Origin of the sequence: Bremerella sp. P1 (assembly GCF_028748185.1) — a bacterium.
Classification (GTDB): Bacteria; Planctomycetota; Planctomycetia; order Pirellulales; family Pirellulaceae; genus Bremerella.
In genome coordinates, this window is sequence record NZ_CP118164.1 from 829,038 (window position 1) to 847,953 (window position 18,916).

16 protein-coding genes and 1 tRNA gene are annotated in these 18,916 nt (G+C 56.5%); 11 read left to right on the plus strand and 6 right to left on the minus strand.

Annotated elements, in window-relative coordinates; translation table 11 throughout:
• The first annotated feature begins 130 nt into the window (after positions 1-130).
• The 3 genes from PSR63_RS03445 (at position 131) to PSR63_RS03455 (ending at position 4,696) form a co-directional block, all read left to right on the plus strand.
• Entirely contained in the window at positions 131-1,750 is a 1,620-nt protein-coding gene (locus PSR63_RS03445) for an NAD-dependent malic enzyme (protein ID WP_274330775.1), read from the plus strand.
• A gap of 342 nt (positions 1,751-2,092) precedes the next feature.
• Entirely contained in the window at positions 2,093-2,809 is a 717-nt protein-coding gene (locus PSR63_RS03450) for a DUF4956 domain-containing protein (protein ID WP_274330777.1), read from the plus strand.
• Positions 2,810-2,857: 48 nt separating this feature from the next.
• Complete coding sequence (locus tag PSR63_RS03455; RefSeq protein WP_274330779.1) at positions 2,858-4,696, plus strand: CotH kinase family protein; 1,839 nt, start codon at positions 2,858-2,860, stop codon at positions 4,694-4,696.
• A gap of 97 nt (positions 4,697-4,793) precedes the next feature.
• On the opposite strand, the gene PSR63_RS03460 is transcribed toward PSR63_RS03455, so the two are convergent.
• Positions 4,794-5,192, minus strand: coding sequence for a hypothetical protein (locus PSR63_RS03460; protein ID WP_274330781.1), 399 nt, complete (start codon positions 5,190-5,192; stop codon positions 4,794-4,796).
• A 259-nt stretch (positions 5,193-5,451) separates the two neighbouring features.
• Here PSR63_RS03460 and PSR63_RS03465 point away from each other — a divergent pair, with 259 nt between their 5' ends.
• From PSR63_RS03465 to PSR63_RS03480, 4 genes are all read left to right on the plus strand, one after another.
• Entirely contained in the window at positions 5,452-5,787 is a 336-nt protein-coding gene (locus PSR63_RS03465; protein WP_274330783.1) for a hypothetical protein, read from the plus strand.
• Positions 5,788-5,825: 38 nt separating this feature from the next.
• Positions 5,826-6,395 (plus strand): hypothetical protein, encoded by a 570-nt coding sequence (locus PSR63_RS03470; RefSeq protein ID WP_274330784.1) that lies wholly within the window; start codon positions 5,826-5,828, stop codon positions 6,393-6,395.
• A gap of 79 nt (positions 6,396-6,474) precedes the next feature.
• Positions 6,475-7,056: a suppressor of fused domain protein gene (locus PSR63_RS03475; protein WP_274330786.1), complete on the plus strand. Its 582-nt coding sequence runs from the start codon at positions 6,475-6,477 to the stop codon at positions 7,054-7,056.
• Positions 7,057-7,090: 34 nt separating this feature from the next.
• Positions 7,091-7,501 (plus strand): hypothetical protein, encoded by a 411-nt coding sequence (locus tag PSR63_RS03480; RefSeq protein WP_274330788.1) that lies wholly within the window; start codon positions 7,091-7,093, stop codon positions 7,499-7,501.
• A 51-nt stretch (positions 7,502-7,552) separates the two neighbouring features.
• On the opposite strand, the gene PSR63_RS03485 is transcribed toward PSR63_RS03480, so the two are convergent.
• Positions 7,553-8,524: a DUF6666 family protein gene (locus tag PSR63_RS03485; RefSeq protein WP_274330790.1), complete on the minus strand. Its 972-nt coding sequence runs from the start codon at positions 8,522-8,524 to the stop codon at positions 7,553-7,555.
• Between the two features lie 457 nt (positions 8,525-8,981).
• On the opposite strand from PSR63_RS03485, the gene PSR63_RS03490 reads away from it, so the two are divergent.
• The gene (locus tag PSR63_RS03490) at positions 8,982-11,879 is read left to right on the plus strand and encodes a protein kinase domain-containing protein (RefSeq protein WP_274330792.1); all 2,898 of its coding nucleotides are present in this window, start codon (positions 8,982-8,984) and stop codon (positions 11,877-11,879) included.
• Positions 11,880-11,915: 36 nt separating this feature from the next.
• Positions 11,916-13,097, plus strand: a complete 1,182-nt coding sequence (locus PSR63_RS03495) for an EAL domain-containing protein (protein ID WP_274330794.1) — start codon at positions 11,916-11,918, stop codon at positions 13,095-13,097.
• A 24-nt stretch (positions 13,098-13,121) separates the two neighbouring features.
• Here PSR63_RS03495 and PSR63_RS03500 read toward each other — a convergent pair whose 3' ends face one another.
• A complete protein-coding gene (locus PSR63_RS03500) occupies positions 13,122-13,733 on the minus strand; it encodes a hypothetical protein (protein ID WP_274330796.1) in 612 nt (203 codons plus the stop codon).
• 167 nt (positions 13,734-13,900) lie between these two features.
• Between PSR63_RS03500 and PSR63_RS03505 the strand changes: the two genes are divergently transcribed.
• Positions 13,901-14,260, plus strand: a complete 360-nt coding sequence (locus PSR63_RS03505) for a hypothetical protein (protein WP_274330797.1) — start codon at positions 13,901-13,903, stop codon at positions 14,258-14,260.
• A 13-nt stretch (positions 14,261-14,273) separates the two neighbouring features.
• On the opposite strand, the gene PSR63_RS03510 is transcribed toward PSR63_RS03505, so the two are convergent.
• The gene (locus PSR63_RS03510) at positions 14,274-15,770 is read right to left on the minus strand and encodes a porin (RefSeq protein ID WP_274330799.1); all 1,497 of its coding nucleotides are present in this window, start codon (positions 15,768-15,770) and stop codon (positions 14,274-14,276) included.
• A 280-nt stretch (positions 15,771-16,050) separates the two neighbouring features.
• A complete protein-coding gene (locus tag PSR63_RS03515; protein WP_274330801.1) occupies positions 16,051-17,454 on the minus strand; it encodes a hypothetical protein in 1,404 nt (467 codons plus the stop codon).
• Between the two features lie 558 nt (positions 17,455-18,012).
• Here PSR63_RS03515 and PSR63_RS03520 point away from each other — a divergent pair.
• Positions 18,013-18,486 carry a hypothetical protein gene (locus PSR63_RS03520; RefSeq protein ID WP_274330802.1) on the plus strand — a complete coding sequence of 158 codons (474 nt, stop codon included), beginning with the start codon at positions 18,013-18,015 and terminating at the stop codon, positions 18,484-18,486.
• A 219-nt stretch (positions 18,487-18,705) separates the two neighbouring features.
• Here PSR63_RS03520 and PSR63_RS03525 read toward each other — a convergent pair.
• Positions 18,706-18,789 (minus strand) — tRNA-Leu (locus tag PSR63_RS03525).
• Positions 18,790-18,916: the final 127 nt, after the last annotated feature.

An 18,916-nucleotide genomic window follows, 5' to 3' on the forward strand; every position in this document is an offset into this window, starting at 1 on the left:
AAAGCCACTTGCACACTGCAATCAGCATAACCCGAAGAACTCGTACCGCGGCGGTTTGAAACTTGTCACCCCCGAACTCTGTCCTAATCTTGTGCATTGGAAAATCGGGACATTTAACCAGGGGAAGATCATGCAGAGCGCCAGCCATTTTGGGGTCTTGAGCGATCCTTTTTGCAATCAAGGGACCGCCTTCACCGAACAGCAGCGTTACTCGCTGGGCCTGGAAGGGCTGCTTCCCTCAGGCATCGATACGTTGGATCGCCAGATCGAACGCGTGCTGGGTCACCTCGACGCGAAGCCTTCGGACATCGAACGCTACGTCTACCTGCAAGACCTGGCCGAGCGCAATCAAACCCTGTTCTTCGCCACGCTGATGAGCGATCCAGCCCGGTTCGTGCCTATCGTGTACGATCCGACGATCGCTGACGCGTGTCTTTCCTATGGACAGATCTTTCGTCGCCCACAGGGAATGTACCTGAACAAGACCATGAAGGGTCGCTTCGCCGAAGTGCTGAAGCACTGGCCCAATAAGGACGTCCGTTTCATCTGCGTGACCAGTGGCGGTCGTATCCTGGGGCTGGGTGATATCGGCGTCAACGGCGCACCGATTCCGATCGGCAAGCTGCAACTGTACACCGCCTGTGCTGGCGTTCCACCGGAAGTCCTTCTGCCGATTCACCTGGACATTGGCACCACCAACGCCGCCCTGCGAGCCGATCCGCTTTACCTGGGTCTGCGAGAAACGCCTCCGGAGCCTGACGAAGTCGATGCCATCGTCGATTCCTTCATGGAAGCAGCCAACGAAGTCTTCCCTGGCGTGTGTGTGCACTTCGAAGACTGGAAAGGCACTGACGCGATTCGTTTGCTCGATCGCTACCAAGACAAGTACCTCGTCTACAACGACGACATCCAAGGCACGGCCAGCGTGACCATTGCCGGCCTGATCACTGCTCTGCAAATCAAGAAGCAGTCGCTGGCCGATCAGCGGGTGCTGTTCGCCGGAGCTGGTTCGGCAGGCATTGGCATCGCCAACATGATCGTCGAAGCGATGATGCAGCAAGGCGTCAGCGAGACAGACGCACGAGCCAAGATTCACATGTTCGACGTGGACGGACTGCTCACCCAACAGCGCAACGACCTGAGCCCTTCGCAGCAGGTTTACGCGAAGGATCTTCAGGATACGAAGTGCCTGGAAGAAGCGGTCACCCAGGTTAAGCCAACCATCTTGATTGGCGTGAGCACGGTGGGCGGGCTGTTTACCGAAGGGGCCGTGAAAGCGATGGCCGCGCATTGCGAACGTCCGATCATCTTCCCGTTGAGCAATCCCACCAATCATGCCGAAGCCTCAGCCGAACAACTGTACCGCTGGACCGATGGCAAAGCGCTCGTTGCCGCAGGCGTGCAGTTCCCCGACGTGACGCTCGATGGCCAGACGTTCCATCCTGGACAGGCCAACAACTTCTACATCTTCCCAGCCGTCGGCCTGGCCGTTTACGCGACCCAGCCGAAGCGGATCAACGATGCCATGTTTATCGCCGCCGCGCAGGGAAGTGCCGATCAAGTGAGCCAGGCCGATCGCGATCACGGCATGCTCTTCCCGCGGCAGAATGCGATTTTGGAAACCGAGATCACCACGGCGGCTCGCGTGGCGGAATTCATCTTCGATCAAGGCGAAGCCACCGTCGAGCGTCCGCGTGACATTCGTGCGTGGATCGAATCGATGGTCTACACGCCAAAGTACGGTCAATAACGTCCTACGCATGTTGCACAAGACGGCGCCGATCCTCGATCAGCGTCGTCGAGCTATCTCTATGTGCATGCCAATGCACTTCCGTGCGCACCCCTCAAACAAACTGCTTGCAGCCCCCGAGCGCTTGATGCGTCACGAATTTCGGACTTTCTTCCTCCGCGACCGGTACTTCTTTTCTTAACGCGGGTTTAACAGTAGATAGCCAGGAAACGATTCCCAGCGAAGCTGCGGGCAGCCGTATTTCAAGTCGCACCTTTCGCACCGCATCGTGATCACCAATCGACCTGAAAGATAATCATTCGGCCGATGGAAACCGAATGAGCACGAGAGATAGATACGCTTATGGAATTCCTGGAAGTCCCTCTTTTTGATACGGACCTGTTCAAGTTATTGGTCCGCTTCGGGATCAACTTGTTCTTTCTCACACTCGTGGTTGTGTTTGGGATTTATCCCAGCCAGCGACAGCGCGAGTTTGCGTTTACGGCGGTGATGCTCAACATCGTCGTCTTCTTTATCTGCTTCACGATGAAGAAGCTCGAACTCGACTTGGGACTCGCACTCGGACTGTTCGCCGTGTTCGGTGTGCTCCGCTATCGCACCGATTCGATCCGCCCCAAGGAGATGACGTACCTGTTTATCGTCATCGGCATCGCCGTCATCAATTCATTGGCAAACAAGAAGACCAGCTATGCCGAAGTGATGCTGGTCAACTCGGTCATCTTCGCCAGCACAATGCTCAAAGAACGCGTCGTCGGATCGAATGGCAAGGGCAGCAAGTCCGATAGCAGCAAAGCCCTGGAAGACACCGGCGGCAATGGAAATGGCAACGGTAACGGCAAGCCTGCCAAGAAGGAAAAGCTGCCCAAGTACACGATTGAATACGACCGGTTGGAGTGGCTCGGTGACGCGCATCGAGAATCCTTGCTGGCCGATCTTCGTACTCGAACCGGCTTGGATGTCACGCAGTTCGAGATCAAAACGATCGATCTTCCCAACAACAAAGCCACGCTGACCATTTGGGTTCAACCGGCGGACACATCCCAAGACAACGAAACCTAATCGAAGCCGGAACACGGCTCTTGTAACCACGACAGGAAAGCTTCTGACATGGCACATCTCATCCGTCCCTGGGTAATCGTTCCCACGATCGCTCTGCTTGCGATGACTGCGTACGCACAATCTCCGGAAGGCTTTCGTGGACCTCCCGAAGGTTTCCGCGGCCCTCCTGGCGGTTTCGGTCCTGGTGGCCCTGGCGGCTTTGGTCCTGGCGGCTTTGGTCCTGGCGGCCCCGGTGGAAATCGCGAAGACCGCAAGCTGGTCAAAGAGTTCGATCATGACGAGAACGGTTGGCTCGATCAAAAGGAACGCGCCCAGGCACGTGTCGCCGCGACATCCGAGTCCGGCGAGCGCCGCGGGTTTGGCCCCCCTGGCGGTCGTCGTGGACGTGGTAATCGTCCTGCCCCAGAGCCGGGTCCACAGGTCAAGCCTGATCAAGTTCAAACGTATGCTAATGCCGACATATACGATCCCAAAGTGCTCCGCACCTTCTTCCTCGAGTTCGAGAACGAAGACTGGGAAAAGGAACTGGAAGACTTTCATGGCACCGACGTCGAAGTCCCCGCCACGTTGACCGTCGATGGCAAGACCTACCCGAACGTCGGCATCCGCTTCCGCGGGATGTCTTCCTATGGCATGGTCCCCACCGGCTACAAGCGATCGTTCAATGTTTCGCTCGACCTGGCCGACGAAGACCAAGAGATTGGTGGCTACAAGACCTTTAATCTTCTGAACTGTGCCGGCGATGCTTCTTTCATGAGCACGGTGCTCTACTCGCATATCGCCAGCGACTACATCCCGGTTCCCAAGGCCAATCACGTTCGCGTGGTCATCAATGGCGAGAGCTGGGGCATCTATGCCAACGTTCAGCAGTACGACAAGACCTTCATCTCCGAGCACTTCGATCCTTCCAAAGGCACACGTTGGAAGGTGAGTGGGAGTCCCGGTGGTGATGGTGGCCTGCGCTACCTGGGCGAAGATGTCGAAGAATACAAGCGACGCTACGACATGAAGTCGAACGACGGCAAAAAGGCTTGGGCCGCCTTGATCAAGCTGTGCCGCACGCTCAATGAGACGCCGCTCGATCAACTCGAGAGCGAATTGGAGCCGATGCTCGACGTCGACGAGGCCCTGCGTTTTCTGGCTTTGGACGTGGCCCTGGTTAACAGCGATGGCTACTGGACGCGGGCCAGCGACTACTACCTGTTTCTCGACAGTGAGAAGCGGTTCCACTTGATCCCGCATGACATGAACGAAGCTTTCGAAGGCGGTCGCAGTCTGGGTCGCGGGCCTGGTGGTCCACCTCCTGGCATGGGCCCTGGCGGTCCTGGTCCCGGCGGCTTTGGTCCTCCTGGCCAAGACGATCGCAATCGACGCCCGATGCGTGAAGAGAACCCCAACGAGCGTGCCGAAGCCGAACGACGACCGCAAGGTGGTTTCTTACCAGGCGGGTTCCCCTTCCCTGGCTTCGGTCCCCCAGGCGGTCCTGAAGGAGAACAGGGACCACCACGTGGTCGACGCGGACCCGGTGGACCTGGTGGCCCGGGCCATGGCGGCCCCGATCTCGATCCGCTGGTCAACGTCGAGAATCCCCGCATGCCGCTCCGCATGCGATTGCTGGCGGTGCCAGAGCTTCGCGAAAAGTACCTGGGCTATGTTCGCGAGATCGCCGAGAAATCGATGGCCCCCGAAGCGATCGACCCGATCCTTCAGCAACATGCCCAGTTGATTGAAGAAGTCGTGGCCAGCGATACCCACAAACTCGATTCGCTGGAAGCCTTTCAGCAGACCACCTCGCTGAAACCAGAAAAGGACCAGCCTTCGCTGAAGAAGTTTCTGCACGAGCGTCGTGAGTATCTGCTGAACTACAAAGCTCCGCCGATGAAGTAAGGCTGGCGGTCGGCACAAAGATAAACGCTAAAGTCCCGAGTGGTTGTTAGATCACTCGGGATTTTTGTTTGCCCAGCGGCAATGGAGCAAGCGTTGGTCAGCTAATCTCGATCCCGTTTTTCCGCAGCCATGTCACGGCTTCGAGATGACTATCGACAATCTTCGTCAGCAGGGCCGGATCTTCGGTGCTGTTATCCTGGGCCCAGACTTCCCAGACGATACTGTTAGCCCGCCCGTGCGTCGGGGCGATCACAGCAATCTTTTGCTTGCCGTGCGTTTGCGAGTACTCGCGGTCTTTTTCACCCAGGTAACGCATCGTCTTGTGCGAAGCCCGGAAGTCACGGACATCGGTCAAGTCGACCAATTGAAACTGCAGACCATCGGGATAGACGTGCCCGTACAAATCGTCATCCGATTCCAATAGATCCTCGTCGGTCACGACGCCCGTAAATATGAGGAAGACGCCGTTGTTGTGAAACTCCAACGCAAATGGCATTTTGACTGAGCTTTCCTGGCCGACCATTCGCCACCTCCGCGACGGGTCAGGCTTCTTATCGTTTTAGTTACCGCGTCCGCCATTAAACAGGATGGCTCACCGCAACTCAATGCAACGCGATGAAGGCCTATCTAAAACTTAGCACATGTCGCGCGCGTAGTCCTATTTGCTAGACGTTGATGCCCCCCAAAGGTATATTCCGGGTCGCGGCTTCCCACGAGCTAAGGGAGCGAACTTTTCAACCGAAGGAGATTCAGCGATGAGCGGAATGATTGCGAAGTCTCAAGTTCCGGTAGCCAATCGCAGCCAGTTGCCAGCCGACATTCAGGCAGGCATCGTGGCCCTTAAGAATCTGATCCGCAGCGGCCGCGGCGAGACATTCGATAACCGCAAGGATGTCCGCCGCCAAACGGGCCAGCCACTCCCCAAACTGGATCGAGGCTGCATCTACATCGAAGGCGACGTCGGCCGAGGCCGAGTCGACCGAGGCAAACGCCGCCTGGTCGCCGAGATCGTCGAATCGACCCGACAGATCCGCGAGATTTACTTCTCGGACGAGCATTACCTGAAGGGCAGCTTTGTGCGGGTTGTTTAATGACTCCATCGCCGATCATCTTTGAAAGGACGCTCCTGTTGACCAAAACGTTTTCTTTTCATGTCACAATGCGGATACTTCTGCTCGTTTTCGTCGCACTGCTGGTCGGCTGCGATCATGTGACGCACGTTGTTGAGCCAGACACGCGGCCCGCGTTCGTTCTCGATCCGACCAAGCCGTTTGTGATCGAGCTAGGACGGGGCAGCGGACTGAACGGGCTTGATATCGTGAAGGTCGACGAAACCGGCACCGTCCTGTTCACTCGCTTTGAAGGTCGACCGAAACCGGAAACGGCATCGCTTCAATTATCCAACGCGGAACTTGCCAGCCTGGTTGGCCTGGTAAACACCAACCAACTCACGAGTATGGGCCGAACGTACACCGATCCGGCGATCGCCGATGGTACGCAATGGGTCTTATGGATCGAACAACCTCCATCGCAGAAGTCGATCTATTTCAACAACGCGTTTCCCAGCCCGATCGTCGAATTCTCGGAAGGCCTCAACACCCTACTACACGATGCCGGTGCCCCTGATGTGACGTGGCAAGTCTTACCTGAGGACGAAGCCCTGAAACAGCAACACGAGTTGTGGGCGCGGATTGAATAACGCAACCAGCCCATCGTAGTCCAATTTGATGCACCTTAGGCCTGAACCCGCAATTCCGAATCCAACCAAAGGACATCCCATGAATTCCGAAACAGACGACTCCGACGAGTGGACGCTTTGGTGGGATGCTCGCCTGGCGGCGATGGAATCGCTTTTGGGTAAGTCGCACGATACCGTCGGGCATGGCACGATTCCTTTTCAGCTGGGTGCCGAATTGGGTGGGACGGCCGATATTGTCTATTTCCATCATCATGTGAAAGGGGTCGTTTCGGTCACGGCCGAGTTGATCGGCAATGATGACCAGCTTCCCAACTCGATGGGCAATTACGAGCTGGCGATTTGTTCGCGGGACGATCACGAGTGGGGAGACTACGTCATCGGTCAACTGGCACACTACACGCTGGAAGCAGTGATTGAGCCTGGGCAGACGATGGACATTGGTCCGGCAACCCCGGAAGACTCGACCATCTCGGCTTTTCTGTTTTGTGACTACGGCCAGTTCAAAGTGCGCGACCAGGACGCCGGTATCGTCCTGTGCCTGGGCATCACGGCTGACGAACTGCATATGTGCCGCAATGGTGCGCGGCCTCGCCTGGAAAGCCTGCTACAATCAAAAGGAGTTTTTCCGTTTACTGACTTGTATCGGAAAAGCGTCGTTTGATCGCGAATGTGGTTCACTCAATCGGAGGCGTACGATGGAAGCCGAACCCGTACAAAAGTCGCTACTTCTTTGGATGATGGAAGCGTTGGGGTTTCCGTACCTGGTCCTGCTGCCGCTGGCCGGCGCGTTGTGTTTTGTGCTTGCGTTGGTGGTGGTGATTCGCGGACGAGGCCCCATGGCCGCGGCTTCGCTCATACTGATCGTGCACGTGCCGCTATTGATCGGCGTGTTTGCGGCGATCCAAGGTGGGATTGCTTCGTACTCGGCGATTGCGATGAGCTCGGGCAACCCCCAAGCGTCCGAGGTCGCCTCAGGCATCTCGACGTCGCTCTTTGCTCCGTTGGTCGGCATGCTGTTGATGACACCCAGCTACGCAGTCGCCGCGATCGGTGGATTCATTCGCTGTTTGGTGGAAAGACCAGACAGCAGCGAACTGCGAAGCTGATCAACCGATGCCAACCTTTGCGGGCCTAACTCGACGGTGGGAATGTCGAGACTATCGTCGCAGGTCGGTTGAGAACGACGGGCTGCCGGCAACCGGCAAGAGGGCCGTCGATTGACGACGTTGCCATCGCCAGGCACCACCGCCGGGATAGAAGGCAATCCCCAGGAACGCATCGACCGTACCGGTATCGGCAGGCGTGACGAAGTTGGCTTCACCGTAGAGGGCCACGTAATCATTCAGCGGTGTCTGGAAGTCGGCTCCGAAGACGATGACTTCGCCTGTTTCATCGCTATCGCCCAGGGCGACGTTGGCTTGGCCATGCGAATCGGCCATCCCCATCCAGGCAGTCGTATGGGCACCGGTTTGCCACCAGTGTCGCCAGAAGAAGCGACCCTGGGCCAGGGGACGCAAGTAAACCGCGTTGCCGCCCCAGTCGGCGTCGGCTCCGCTTAATGGTGCCATCCCGACGAAACCGATTTCGTTGCATTCGTTCAATTCGTAGCTAAGCGTTCCGCGAATCTGCGAAAGACTCAGCAGGTCGTAGTCGTCTTCGTACAGGTAGTCATAGACCACGCCCCAATTCCAGCCTGAGCAGCTTCGCTGAAAGACGCCTGCGGTGATGAAACTTTGGGTACGTCCCGACGAGCCTTCGAGCGTGTTGGTAACTGCCACGGCGTGATCGGTTTGAGAGAGGGCCGTACCGATCTGAATCCCGATGCCGGAATCATGGAAAACGGGAATGCCCCAGTTCGCGTGCAGGCGACCACCGAAGTGGGCGTTGACGCCAAAGTCTTGCGGCTGCTTGGACCCATCCAGACCGGCGAACAGTTCCAGGCCATCGAACCAGGTGCCACACGACGGCGAGTGACAGTCATCGCACATGGAAGTGCACGGATCGCAGACAGGCGCGGCGTAGTAGGTACTTGGCCCCATTTCCTCGTAGATCTGTCCGAAGCCAATGGCTGGCGTAAGAATCGCGAACGAGCCGATCAATAACAGCTGACTTAGCTTAGCTGGGAACATCCTTGGTCCTGTCTTGGCTTATGGCCAGTTAGCGATTCGCATTCCTCATGAAGCGAACGCTCTTAGGCGGGCTAGAACGCTTACATATCCCGTAGGCGTTCAGTTGCTGAGACTATCGGTGGATTGTGCACATTGACCTGAAAGCCGACCGTAGCTCCGCTGCATTGCGTCTAACCGGCAGGCGCCTGACAATCGATCCAGCATGCCCCCTCACATGACAGGGCGCGGGGGCATTTCTTGTTCACAATTCCAATTCAATATGTGTGAAAAGCAGGTGCGACCGCCCATCTGGAGCTTTGTGCACCCTCCACAATCTAGCGGGAAATCAGAATGCCAATCGTTACAAGCCGACCAGGCAGGCCGATCGCCCCCCACCAAGCATCGTTACCCTAGCTGTGACCTATAGTTCAGACGATCTGTTATAGACTTCCACGAATAACCTTGGCTGGCGCATGCGATGACAAGCGACCCTCTCGATAAGACCGGTGTCCTTCCAGCGAGCGAGTTCTCTCCGAACGCGCCTGGGTCTCATCGTCTACCGCCGGTTTTCCCGGTACAAGACAGTGCCGAGCAAGCCGAGACTACGCGAGAGCAGCCGCAATCCTCGGATCGGATACCGTACCTGGGTCCACGCTACGAAGTGCTCCGCAAGTTGGGCCAAGGCGGCATGGGTGCCGTCTATCTTGCGTTGGATCATGAGTCAAACACCCGCGTTGCCATCAAGACGCTTCCGACCGACATCGTCTCCGATGAATACTCGATGCAGCGGTTCCAAAAGGAAATTCGCCTGCTGTCGGAAGTGAATCATACGAATGTCGCCAACCTGATCGACGTGGGGCGGCACGATCGCAATTGCTTCCTGGTCATGGAACTGGTCGAAGGAACCGACCTGAAGCATGTCGTCGAAAGCTACGGGGCGTTGCCGGAACGTGTCGCGCTGCAAATCATTCGCGAAGTATGTGCCGGGCTGGAAGTCGCCCATAGAAAAGGAATCGTTCACCGAGATCTGAAGCCAGCCAACATTCTTCTCTCGGCGATCGGTGTCGAAGGGGAATCGCCCGAGGACGCCGTTTTCGCGGCGGTTCAATCTCAGATCGCACCGGCAATCAAGCTGACCGACTTTGGCCTGGCCCGACATATCGATCAAGGGGCTTCGCTTCAGCTGACGCAGACGTCGGCCATGCTGGGGACGCCGTACTACATCGCCCCGGAACAATGCACCGACAGCGGCAAGCTCACGCCAGGCACCGACATCTATTCGTTGGGCATCACGCTGTTTGAACTGCTGACCGGCAGCACACCGTTTGTCGCGGACGACCCGGTCAAGCTAATCACGATGCACTGCTTCGACGATCCTCCGCAATTGGCCAAGATCAATTCCGAGATCAGCGAGCGGACTGCCCAACTGGTTCATAAGGCAATCCAAAAAAGCCCTGACGATCGCTTCGTCGATGCAACGCATCTGAAGGAAGAGATCGACCAGATTCTCTCTGGCGGTGCCAGTTCCAGCAATGTCCATCCGATTCTGCCCAAGACCAAAGGCAGCCTGTTTGAAGCCGAGTGGCAATGGGAACTCGATGGCAGCCACGAAGACCTTTGGCCGTTGGTCTCGAACACCGAACGCGTGAACGCTTCGGTCGGACTGCCGCCGGTCGAATACGAAACACGACGCGACGAGCAAGGCCAGAAGCATCGCTTCGGTTCGTTTAAACTCGGTTGGACGCGTCTGTCCTGGGAAGAACATCCTTTCGAGTGGGTGGAAGGTCGCCGGCTGAGCATCCTCCGCGAATTCGAGAACGGTCCGTTCCGCTGGTTTGTCAGCCAGGTCGAACTTACCCCCAAACCGCAAGGCGGCTGCCGACTATCGCATCGCGTCAAGATCGCACCGCGCGGCCTACTGGGGTGGGTGTTGGCCTATGTCGAAGTCACCGTCAAAGGCCGCAAGCCGCTCGACAAGGTCTACCGCCGCATCAACGAAATGGTCATGGGTCGGCTCCAAGGCGGTGCCGCGACCGATGCGTACAGCCCGCCTGGGAAGATCTCGACGACCTCGCAAAAACGTTTGAATGCAATTCGCGAAAAGCTGATCGAAGACAAGGTCGATACCGACTGCCTCCAGGCACTGCTCGACTACATCATTCAAGCACCTCCGCAAAAGCTGGCGCGAATTCGACCTCGCAAACTTGCCCAGCGATTGGACGTCCCCGAAAGCACCTTCGCCGCAACATGCCTGGCCGCATGCAGTGCCGGTTTGCTGGAATTGCACTGGGACATCTTGTGTCCGACGTGCCGTGTGGCGGCCTCGGTCAAAGACACGCTGAAAGAAATCGATCGCCACGAACACTGCGAGTCGTGCGAACACGACTTCGATGTCGACCTGGCCAAGAGCGTTGAACTGATCTTCCGCGTTCATCCTGAAATTCGACAAGCCGACCTGAAAACGTACTGCATCGGCGGACCGGAACACGCACCACACGTGGTTGCCCAGGTGCGGATGGAAGCTAACGAGAGCCTGGAACTCGATTGTCACTTGTCACCGGGCGCCTACGTGATTCGGGGTGCCCAGTTGCCGTACACGATCAATCTGGTTGCTGATCCGGCAACGGGCACGCATCGAACGATGCTGATGCTCGATCCTTCGCAACATACGCAGCGGCCGATTCGCGTCTTGGCAGGACGCCAGGTTCTGCTGCTGACTAACCAACACGAAGAGAACCTCGTCGTCCGGCTGGAACGTTCCGCATCGCAGCGCGATGCCATCACCGCGGCCGACGCGCAGAACTTGCCACGTTTCCAAGAGCTGTTCCCTGGCGAGACCATCAGCCGTGATCGCCTGTCGAACGTTTCGACGTGCACGCTACTCGCGTTTGCCGTGACCAACATCCTGGACCTGTTCGAGACCTTGGGCGATTTGCAGACGTGCGAACGGATGCGACAGACGTTTGAGCGTTTCCAGAGTGTCGTCCAGGCCCACGAGGGAGAAGTCATCAAGGAATCAGACGATCGCATGGTCGCCAAGTTCCCCACCGCCCAGTCGGCCATGCATGCCGCCGGCGAGCTTTACGAGAGCTTCCAAAGCGAAGACTACTCGCACAACCCATTGACGCAGATTGCCGTGCACCGCGGCATCGCCATGTCGACCAGCTTCAATGGAAAAGTCAGTTACGTCGGCAAGTCGGTCACCCAGTTGAGCCGACTGCTGGAGTCGGCACCAGATCGACCGTGGATTGTCTCGGGCGATATTGCCCAGGACGAAAGCTGCCAGGACGTTTTAGAGACTTCCGGACGCATCCTCAGAAAAACGGACGCTGCTGACGGCAGCCTGATATACGAAATCGAAACGGGTAATCCATAAAGCCTATTGTCTGCCCCCTATGCAGAAACTTCAACAATGAACGAATCGTCCATGGACCTAACCGATACTAGTCACGTCATCAACCTCGACACGCATGCCAATGCCCAGGCATCGCCAGATAACGATTCGGCAGCTTTTGCGGCCCAAGACTGGGCCATGGAAGGATGCTTACCGGGGCACGGGACGCTTTCGAAGATCTCGCTGCGTAGCGTGACGGTCACCGTCGGACGCGATCCACAAGGCGACGTCTGCCTGGCTTCCCCGAACGTTTCGAAGCGACACGCCCAATTTGTCATCTCGGCGCGTCAGATCCAGCTGCAAGACCTGGGCAGCACCAATGGTACGTTCGTTAACGGTAAACGCCTTGAGTCGGTCACGGTCCTGAACGAAGGGGACCTGGTCCAGTTTGCCGACGTCGAACTTCGACTTGTCAAACTGCAAGCACCGACGGTCGATCAAACCGCCGTGGAAACCAACCCAGAGCATCGCTGGGCCTTGTCGAGCATGCACCAGGTGTTGACACAGAACAAGATGCTGACCTTCTTTCAGCCGATCGTCAGCGCTGACAAGCACGAACTGGTCGGGTACGAAGCCCTTGTACGGGCAACGGTCGAAGGCCTGGAGTCCCCGCTGGTTCTCTTCGACCAAGCTGCTCGATTGGGCGTGGAGAAGCGCCTGAGCGTCTCGTGCCGTGTGAACGCATTGAAGGCCATCGACCAGGCGAACGTGCCAGGTACGCTGTTTCTCAACACGCACCCCAACGAATGCCTCGAAGATGAGCTGTTGAAAACGATTCGAGATCTGCGCGAACGTTCACCGAAACGCGACATCGTGATCGAAGTGCACGAAGAAGCGGTCGCTAACTTGAACCAGCTCCGCGAATTCACGGCCGCCATTCACGACCTGGACGTCAAACTGGCCTTCGATGACTTCGGAGCCGGTCAGTCGCGTCTGGTCGAGTTGTGCCAGGTGTCGCCTGACATCCTGAAGTTCGATCGCTCGCTCATTCAGAGTATGGTCCAAAGCGAGAACAACTACCGTCTGATCGCCAACCTGCACGATTCGGCCCGTCAACTCGGCATCCAGACGCTGGCCGAAGGGGTCGAAACAGAGGAAGAGATCGCCGCGAGTAAAGCTATTGGCTTCGACCTCTTCCAAGGCTATGCGTTTGGCAAGCCGCAAGCGATTGACCAGTTGTTGGCCGGTTCGCCGAAATGATTGCGCGCGAGTAGGCCGAAGAATTCACGGAGAGACGACCCGACACCGCTGCAATTCCATGGTGAATCCACCGTCTTTCTCCTTGGGGATGCCCTTTTTGTCGTATTCGACGACCGGCCCACTGATGGTCCACTTTCGTCCCCTGACAACCACCTCCTGACCGACGGCTAGGCCCTTAACCATATCCGCCGTCTTGAACCAACAGATGACTTCCTGGTTGTCCTGGTCACCGTGAAACACGAGCTGCGCTTCGCCTGCGTTTTTATATCGCTCGGCGAACATCGGCTTCATCTCGTCGATTCTTTTCCGATAATCCTCCGATGTACTCGGTGTTCGCAGTGCACTTCCACGATTGATCTCAAGGATCTTGCCACGCAAGTCCACGTTGTCGCGCGTCTCGTCGTGGAACACGAAAGGCTGGTCAGGTGCATTATGCCGAAACCAGTCCAGAAGCTCCCGAGGCTCAAGCGGCTCTGGCGTGACCGGGGCCTCTTGCCGAGCCTGCAGGGTGTAGTACAAGGTCAACGGGGCTCCGCAACACACCACGAGCGTCGTGGCCAGGATTATGCCGATGACGATAAGTACCCATCGGCCAGTGTTCCGACTTGAGGAAGATGTCTCGTTAGAATCAGACATAGCAAACTTTCGTTTCGGCCCTAGCTTGGCTTCCCGTTATTCGATGGAGCGAGCAATGCTTTGGACGCTGTTTTCTATTCTATCGCCCACTTCTCCCGTCGCGGTATGATTATCCATGTTTTCGTCCAGTCAGCGATAACCCTCTCCCAATCGATCGCAGAACAACCATGACCCCTGAAGAGCGAGAAGCATTCCAGCGCCGCTTCCAACAGCGGCAACAGATCTTTCTGTCGGCCGTCGAAGGCTTAGCGACAGACCAGTCAACGTGGCAGATCTATCTGGACGACCAACGGATTGTCGATGGACAGCTCATCGTCCAAGCTACCCAAAACGGCCCTCCGTCGCCTGACTTAGACAAGCTCAAACAATACTGCCAACACATCACTGGCCAAGGGTTTCAGTTGGAGATCGTCGTCGATACGGAAAACAACTTCCACGTGATGTCGTGGGAAGTCCACGAGCCGGACTGGCCGGAGGAGCTTGAGCCCGTGTTGTTCCTGCGTTGGAATACAGTGGGTGGGGAGTGAATCATTCGGCCGATTAGAACTCGGCTTGGAACTGAGTGCGGAACAGCACGCCGTCATCCCCAACCAGGATATCGCTGGAACGGTTTTGAAGTGGGCTTCCATCGAGCGAAGTCACATCGAACGAAATCTTTACCTTGGGAGAATCGGCAGGATACCAATTCAACCCGGCCGCATACTCCGAGGCGTCGCCGTACTCGCCACCGACATGCGAGTAGCGAAGATTGAAGTCGAGCTTTTTCGCCAGCAGGAATCGCCCCCCTTCGACGTAGTAGCCGTGTTGAAACAACGACGTGACCGGCAGCGGACCGTTTCCTTCGATCTGATTGATCCAACGCAAAAACACTTCGGCGTCGATGCTCCAGCCGTGCGACTTCCAAGCGAAATCGAGACCATACAAAACGACGTCAAAACTCGAAACGGTCACACCAGCAGCCAGCGCCCCTGGCTCGGTCAGACGCGTTCCGTCCGAGAGTCGCAAGAAATCTGCTTCGCCCAAGGGAATTCCCAACGCGTCGCCGGCATTGGGTGAATAGACAAACGAATGGCCCAGTCGCACCAAGGGGCATTCAGTCCATTCATAGTCAACAATCTGGCTGCCAAAGCTACCCCATGGATCAAAGTAGTTGGTGGCGGCGAAGGTAAACTGCTGATCCGCGTCGGCATTGGGAACATTGGACGAACTGTACCCGTTGCCAAGCATCACTTCGTAGTGGCTCCACTCACCAAAATCCCCGACGCCGAAGACACCGATCGTTCGATCCGTGCGAAAAAAATCGTTCGCCATGGGACGATCCGAGAAGCGGGTCCGGCGAGCCGCCAACAGCCACTGACGCGAACCGGGCACCTTTCGCTTGCCGACTTGAACCTTGAGTAGGTCGCTGAACTTCCAGCCCCACCAGTAGTCAAAAAAATCGACCACGTGTGCTCCGTCGGTGTCGCCGTCCAACTGCAGAAAATACGTCAGCCGCTTGTCGACAGCGAATCCGGACAGAACGATGCGGCCACGCTCGATATCGAAGGCATTGCGGTTACGAATCGGACGTGTCACGCCAGCGTTATCGGTCCAGCTGGTGGCATCTCGGGAGAACGCGTGGTGCCGAAACTGAATCCAGCCGTTCACCTTCAGTTCAAACGGATGGGTTTCGGAGTCGAAAGGGCGGAGAACAATTCCGCGATCGTAGTCAACGTAGTAATTAAGCGTAAATGACTTCGGGGGCTCACTGTCATCGCATTCAGGCTCCCACGGCACGTCGGCGTCTAGCGGCAATCGCAGACGCTGCTTGCTATCATCGCAGCAAGCTTCGGCCGACAGATAATCGGCCCCGCAAGCAATGGAAGAAGGAACCGGCCACGCAGGCTCTGTTGGTAGCGGCTGGTTGTCGTAGGCGGAGACGCCTGGTTCCGGCAGAAGCTGCGGGTAGGGAACCGGGATCGACTGCCCAAGTACCCAATGCACCATCATCAGCGCGAGGCAAAGTGGAACGGCAGCGAACCTCAAGATCGAGTTCATCGAACCTGCTCGACTCCCGCTAGAACCACATGCTTGATCACAACCGACGCCTCCAAGTAGGTATCGTATCGATCGTAACGATTACTCCAGTCAAACCGGGGGGACTCGGCTAGAGTTATGACTTTTGCCCAAGCCAGGCAAAGCGGATAATTCACATCGCCAAACTGCTGTTTAATATTTGGCGTTGGACGTCGTGGGTGAGGTAACCCTTGGCAAACGGTCATTGACCAGGAAAACACATCCACGACCGTGGCACGGCCGGGCACTCATCTAATGCTGACTAACCAACAAGGTTCTCTTGTCGGTGGGACGTCGCTTTCCAGAAGTGCGAATGCGTCCAGGCGATCAATGCTGCCAAGCCGATCGCTCCGACCATCAACAGGACGGCGGTCGCCAATGAATGCAGCAGTTCCGGAGCCAGCAAGATGACCACGCCCAGAAGAAGCATCATCACGCCTGACAAGAGCTTCAGGAAGCGACCTTCGTGCTCCTGTAGTTTGCGAGCGCCAAGCGTATAGGTGAACCCGACAACGATGATGCTCAAGGGAATGATATAAATCAGGTTGTACAACACGAGATAGCCGTAGTAGCTGGCCGTCGGCAGTTCTCTTAGCGTCAGAACTCGTGTGTAAACCATTGGGAAGCCAGCGGTACAAAGCAGCTCGTAGGAGTTGGCGGCGGCCGCAAGTGCCATCGTCCCCAGCAGCATCGGCCACACCTCCGTTGCTCCGAGCAGATTTCGCATGCGGTCGAAGAGGCCCGGCTTGGCACTGTCAGGAATCGACAGGGTGATGCCTTTCTTCCAGGCGAAGTAGTCTTTGATGTTGATCAACGCCACGAGAATCGCCACGAGACCGGCTCCCGTGGTGATCCAGGCCAAGTGCCCCGCCAGAACAAAGACATTCAGCCAGGCGGCCATGAAGAGAAAGTAGAACAGCCCCGAGAACAAAACAAACACCCCGCCCACCCAAAACATGCGAGCGCGGCTGCGGGCATGGATCAACAAGCTAAGCAGCGACAACAAAATGAAAAACGCGCACGGATTAAATGCATCGCAGCCAGCGAGAATGATGGTGAATAGCGGCAACGAGAGGGTATCGACATCCACCTCGCTGCTCCAGGGCAAGTCGACGACTTCCGATTCGGTTGACTCCAGGTCCGGCAGTTCCAGAACCAACTCTTCCGCGGCATCCAGTTCTTGCGGCTCCGGAGAAAACGAGGCCAATTGAACCTTCCAGGTTGGCGACGAAGATGCCGCGGTCGGTACCTGCTTCTGCAATGACTCTTGGCACTTGATGAGGGCCGTCTCAATTCTCTGTCCCGTGGTGGCCTCTCCACCAAATCCCAAAGTCATCTGCCCACAGTAGAAGAACGCAGGCACCGATCCGGCTTGCTTTTTCAAGCTCGCAGCCATCTGGCAATAGAGTTCCAGATTGCCCGCATGACGAGACGTATCGTACTTTCGCACCTGGAGCCATGCGTGCCGTTTGGCCAGTTGATCCGCGAAGGCAACGCCTTTCTCACAATGCGCGCACCCTTCGCGGAAGAACACGTAGAGATTGACCTTCACCTGGCGATCCTGGTCGATCTCGTACCACTTCCATTTGAACTGGTCCTCCCCAACTGCCGAAACGGCTGCCAAGATCAGGCCCAAAATCACGCAAGTATAGATGAAGAATTTCATGGCTCTCTCGCATTCGATACGCTCCACGAAACTACTTACTTTGCCGATATCTAGTGTCCCACAGATGCGCCGACTGAGTGATCGTGGCGAACTTGATTCGAGGATGGTGGAATCACCGATGCCCGACGCTTTTGGGCAGAATGAATACTCAAGCGTCATGCCCAAGCCAGACTGGCCAGATGAGTTTGGGCCTGTGTTGTTTCTGAGGGGGAATACGATGGGTGGGAAGTTAGCTGGATAGCCGCCTTACACTGCCGAGGGCGGCAGTGGCACACGGGAAGAGGTTGAAGAACGTAGGTAGATTGGCAGTGCCACCCAGCCGAATTTTACCTCAGCAGCTTATGGAACTCATGCGACACGAGTCAATTGAAACAACGTTGAAGTTCTACGTCGGAGCCAATGCAACCAGGACAGCCGAGGTATTATGGAAGGCAGAATACGCTTGAATAAACCCCTGAGCGTGTGGTAACAAGTGGATTCCGCGAATTGATCCTGTGTAAGCAGGGCTTATACAGATAAAGTCTGTCTAATAACAAGTTATCCATCTAAATCAAAGCCATGCCACTGCTCATAAATGAAGATGGTTCGTCTTGGAGAACCGACTTCAGTACCGACGAATTGCTGGCCGCGATCCGGCAACACGAATTACCTCAATGCCTAGAAGATACGGTCGTTGGCAATGTGCCTGGTCCGCTGCAATACTGGTGCGAACGTGTCACCAACAACGGCGTCTGGCCGCTTCAAGACGATTTCATTCCCGTTTGGACCACCAATGGAACGTCATGCCTTGCGTATGAGCCGTCGATCAATAAGTTCACATATCAGCACATCGAAGACGTTCCCGAAGGGGCGCATAATACTTTCGATTCCTTCGCGCATGTTTCGGTGTGGGTTTTGCTCGATCTAATCGGTAGCAAAGGCGAAGACGAGATTCGATTGGCTGCTAAGTTCTTAGGTTTTGACAAGGTCGATGAATTGCTGGCATGTTCGAGTGTTGAAGAGTTTCATGCCAAGGTTCAACTTGATCCCTGAATTACGATGGAAAACGAATCGCTCAACCGGAGCGGCGGTTGGGCGCGAAACCGAGATCAACATCGCTGACCGCCGCCCGGTCATCTTCACCGTTGTCGTGGGTAATGCTTGGCTGGCCACACCCTGATTCTTGACACAGGTGACACTACGCCTGCGAGAGCACGCCTACCATGGGGTGGCACAAGCGTAAGCCTAGCAAAGCAAACGGTTTAGAAAAAGTACCAGAGGGGGGAATCGAACCCCCACTCCCTTGCGGGAACTGGATTTTGAATCCAGCGCGTCTGCCAATTCCGCCACTCTGGCACAATGAAGATGTCCTTGGCAGTGAAGCCAATCCGGTGGATTGGTCGGACATCCGGCGGCATATTAAGGTTTGCCGCTGCTGTGGAAAGGTCGGATTTTAGCCGGAATTGCCCGGGGCGGCAATGAC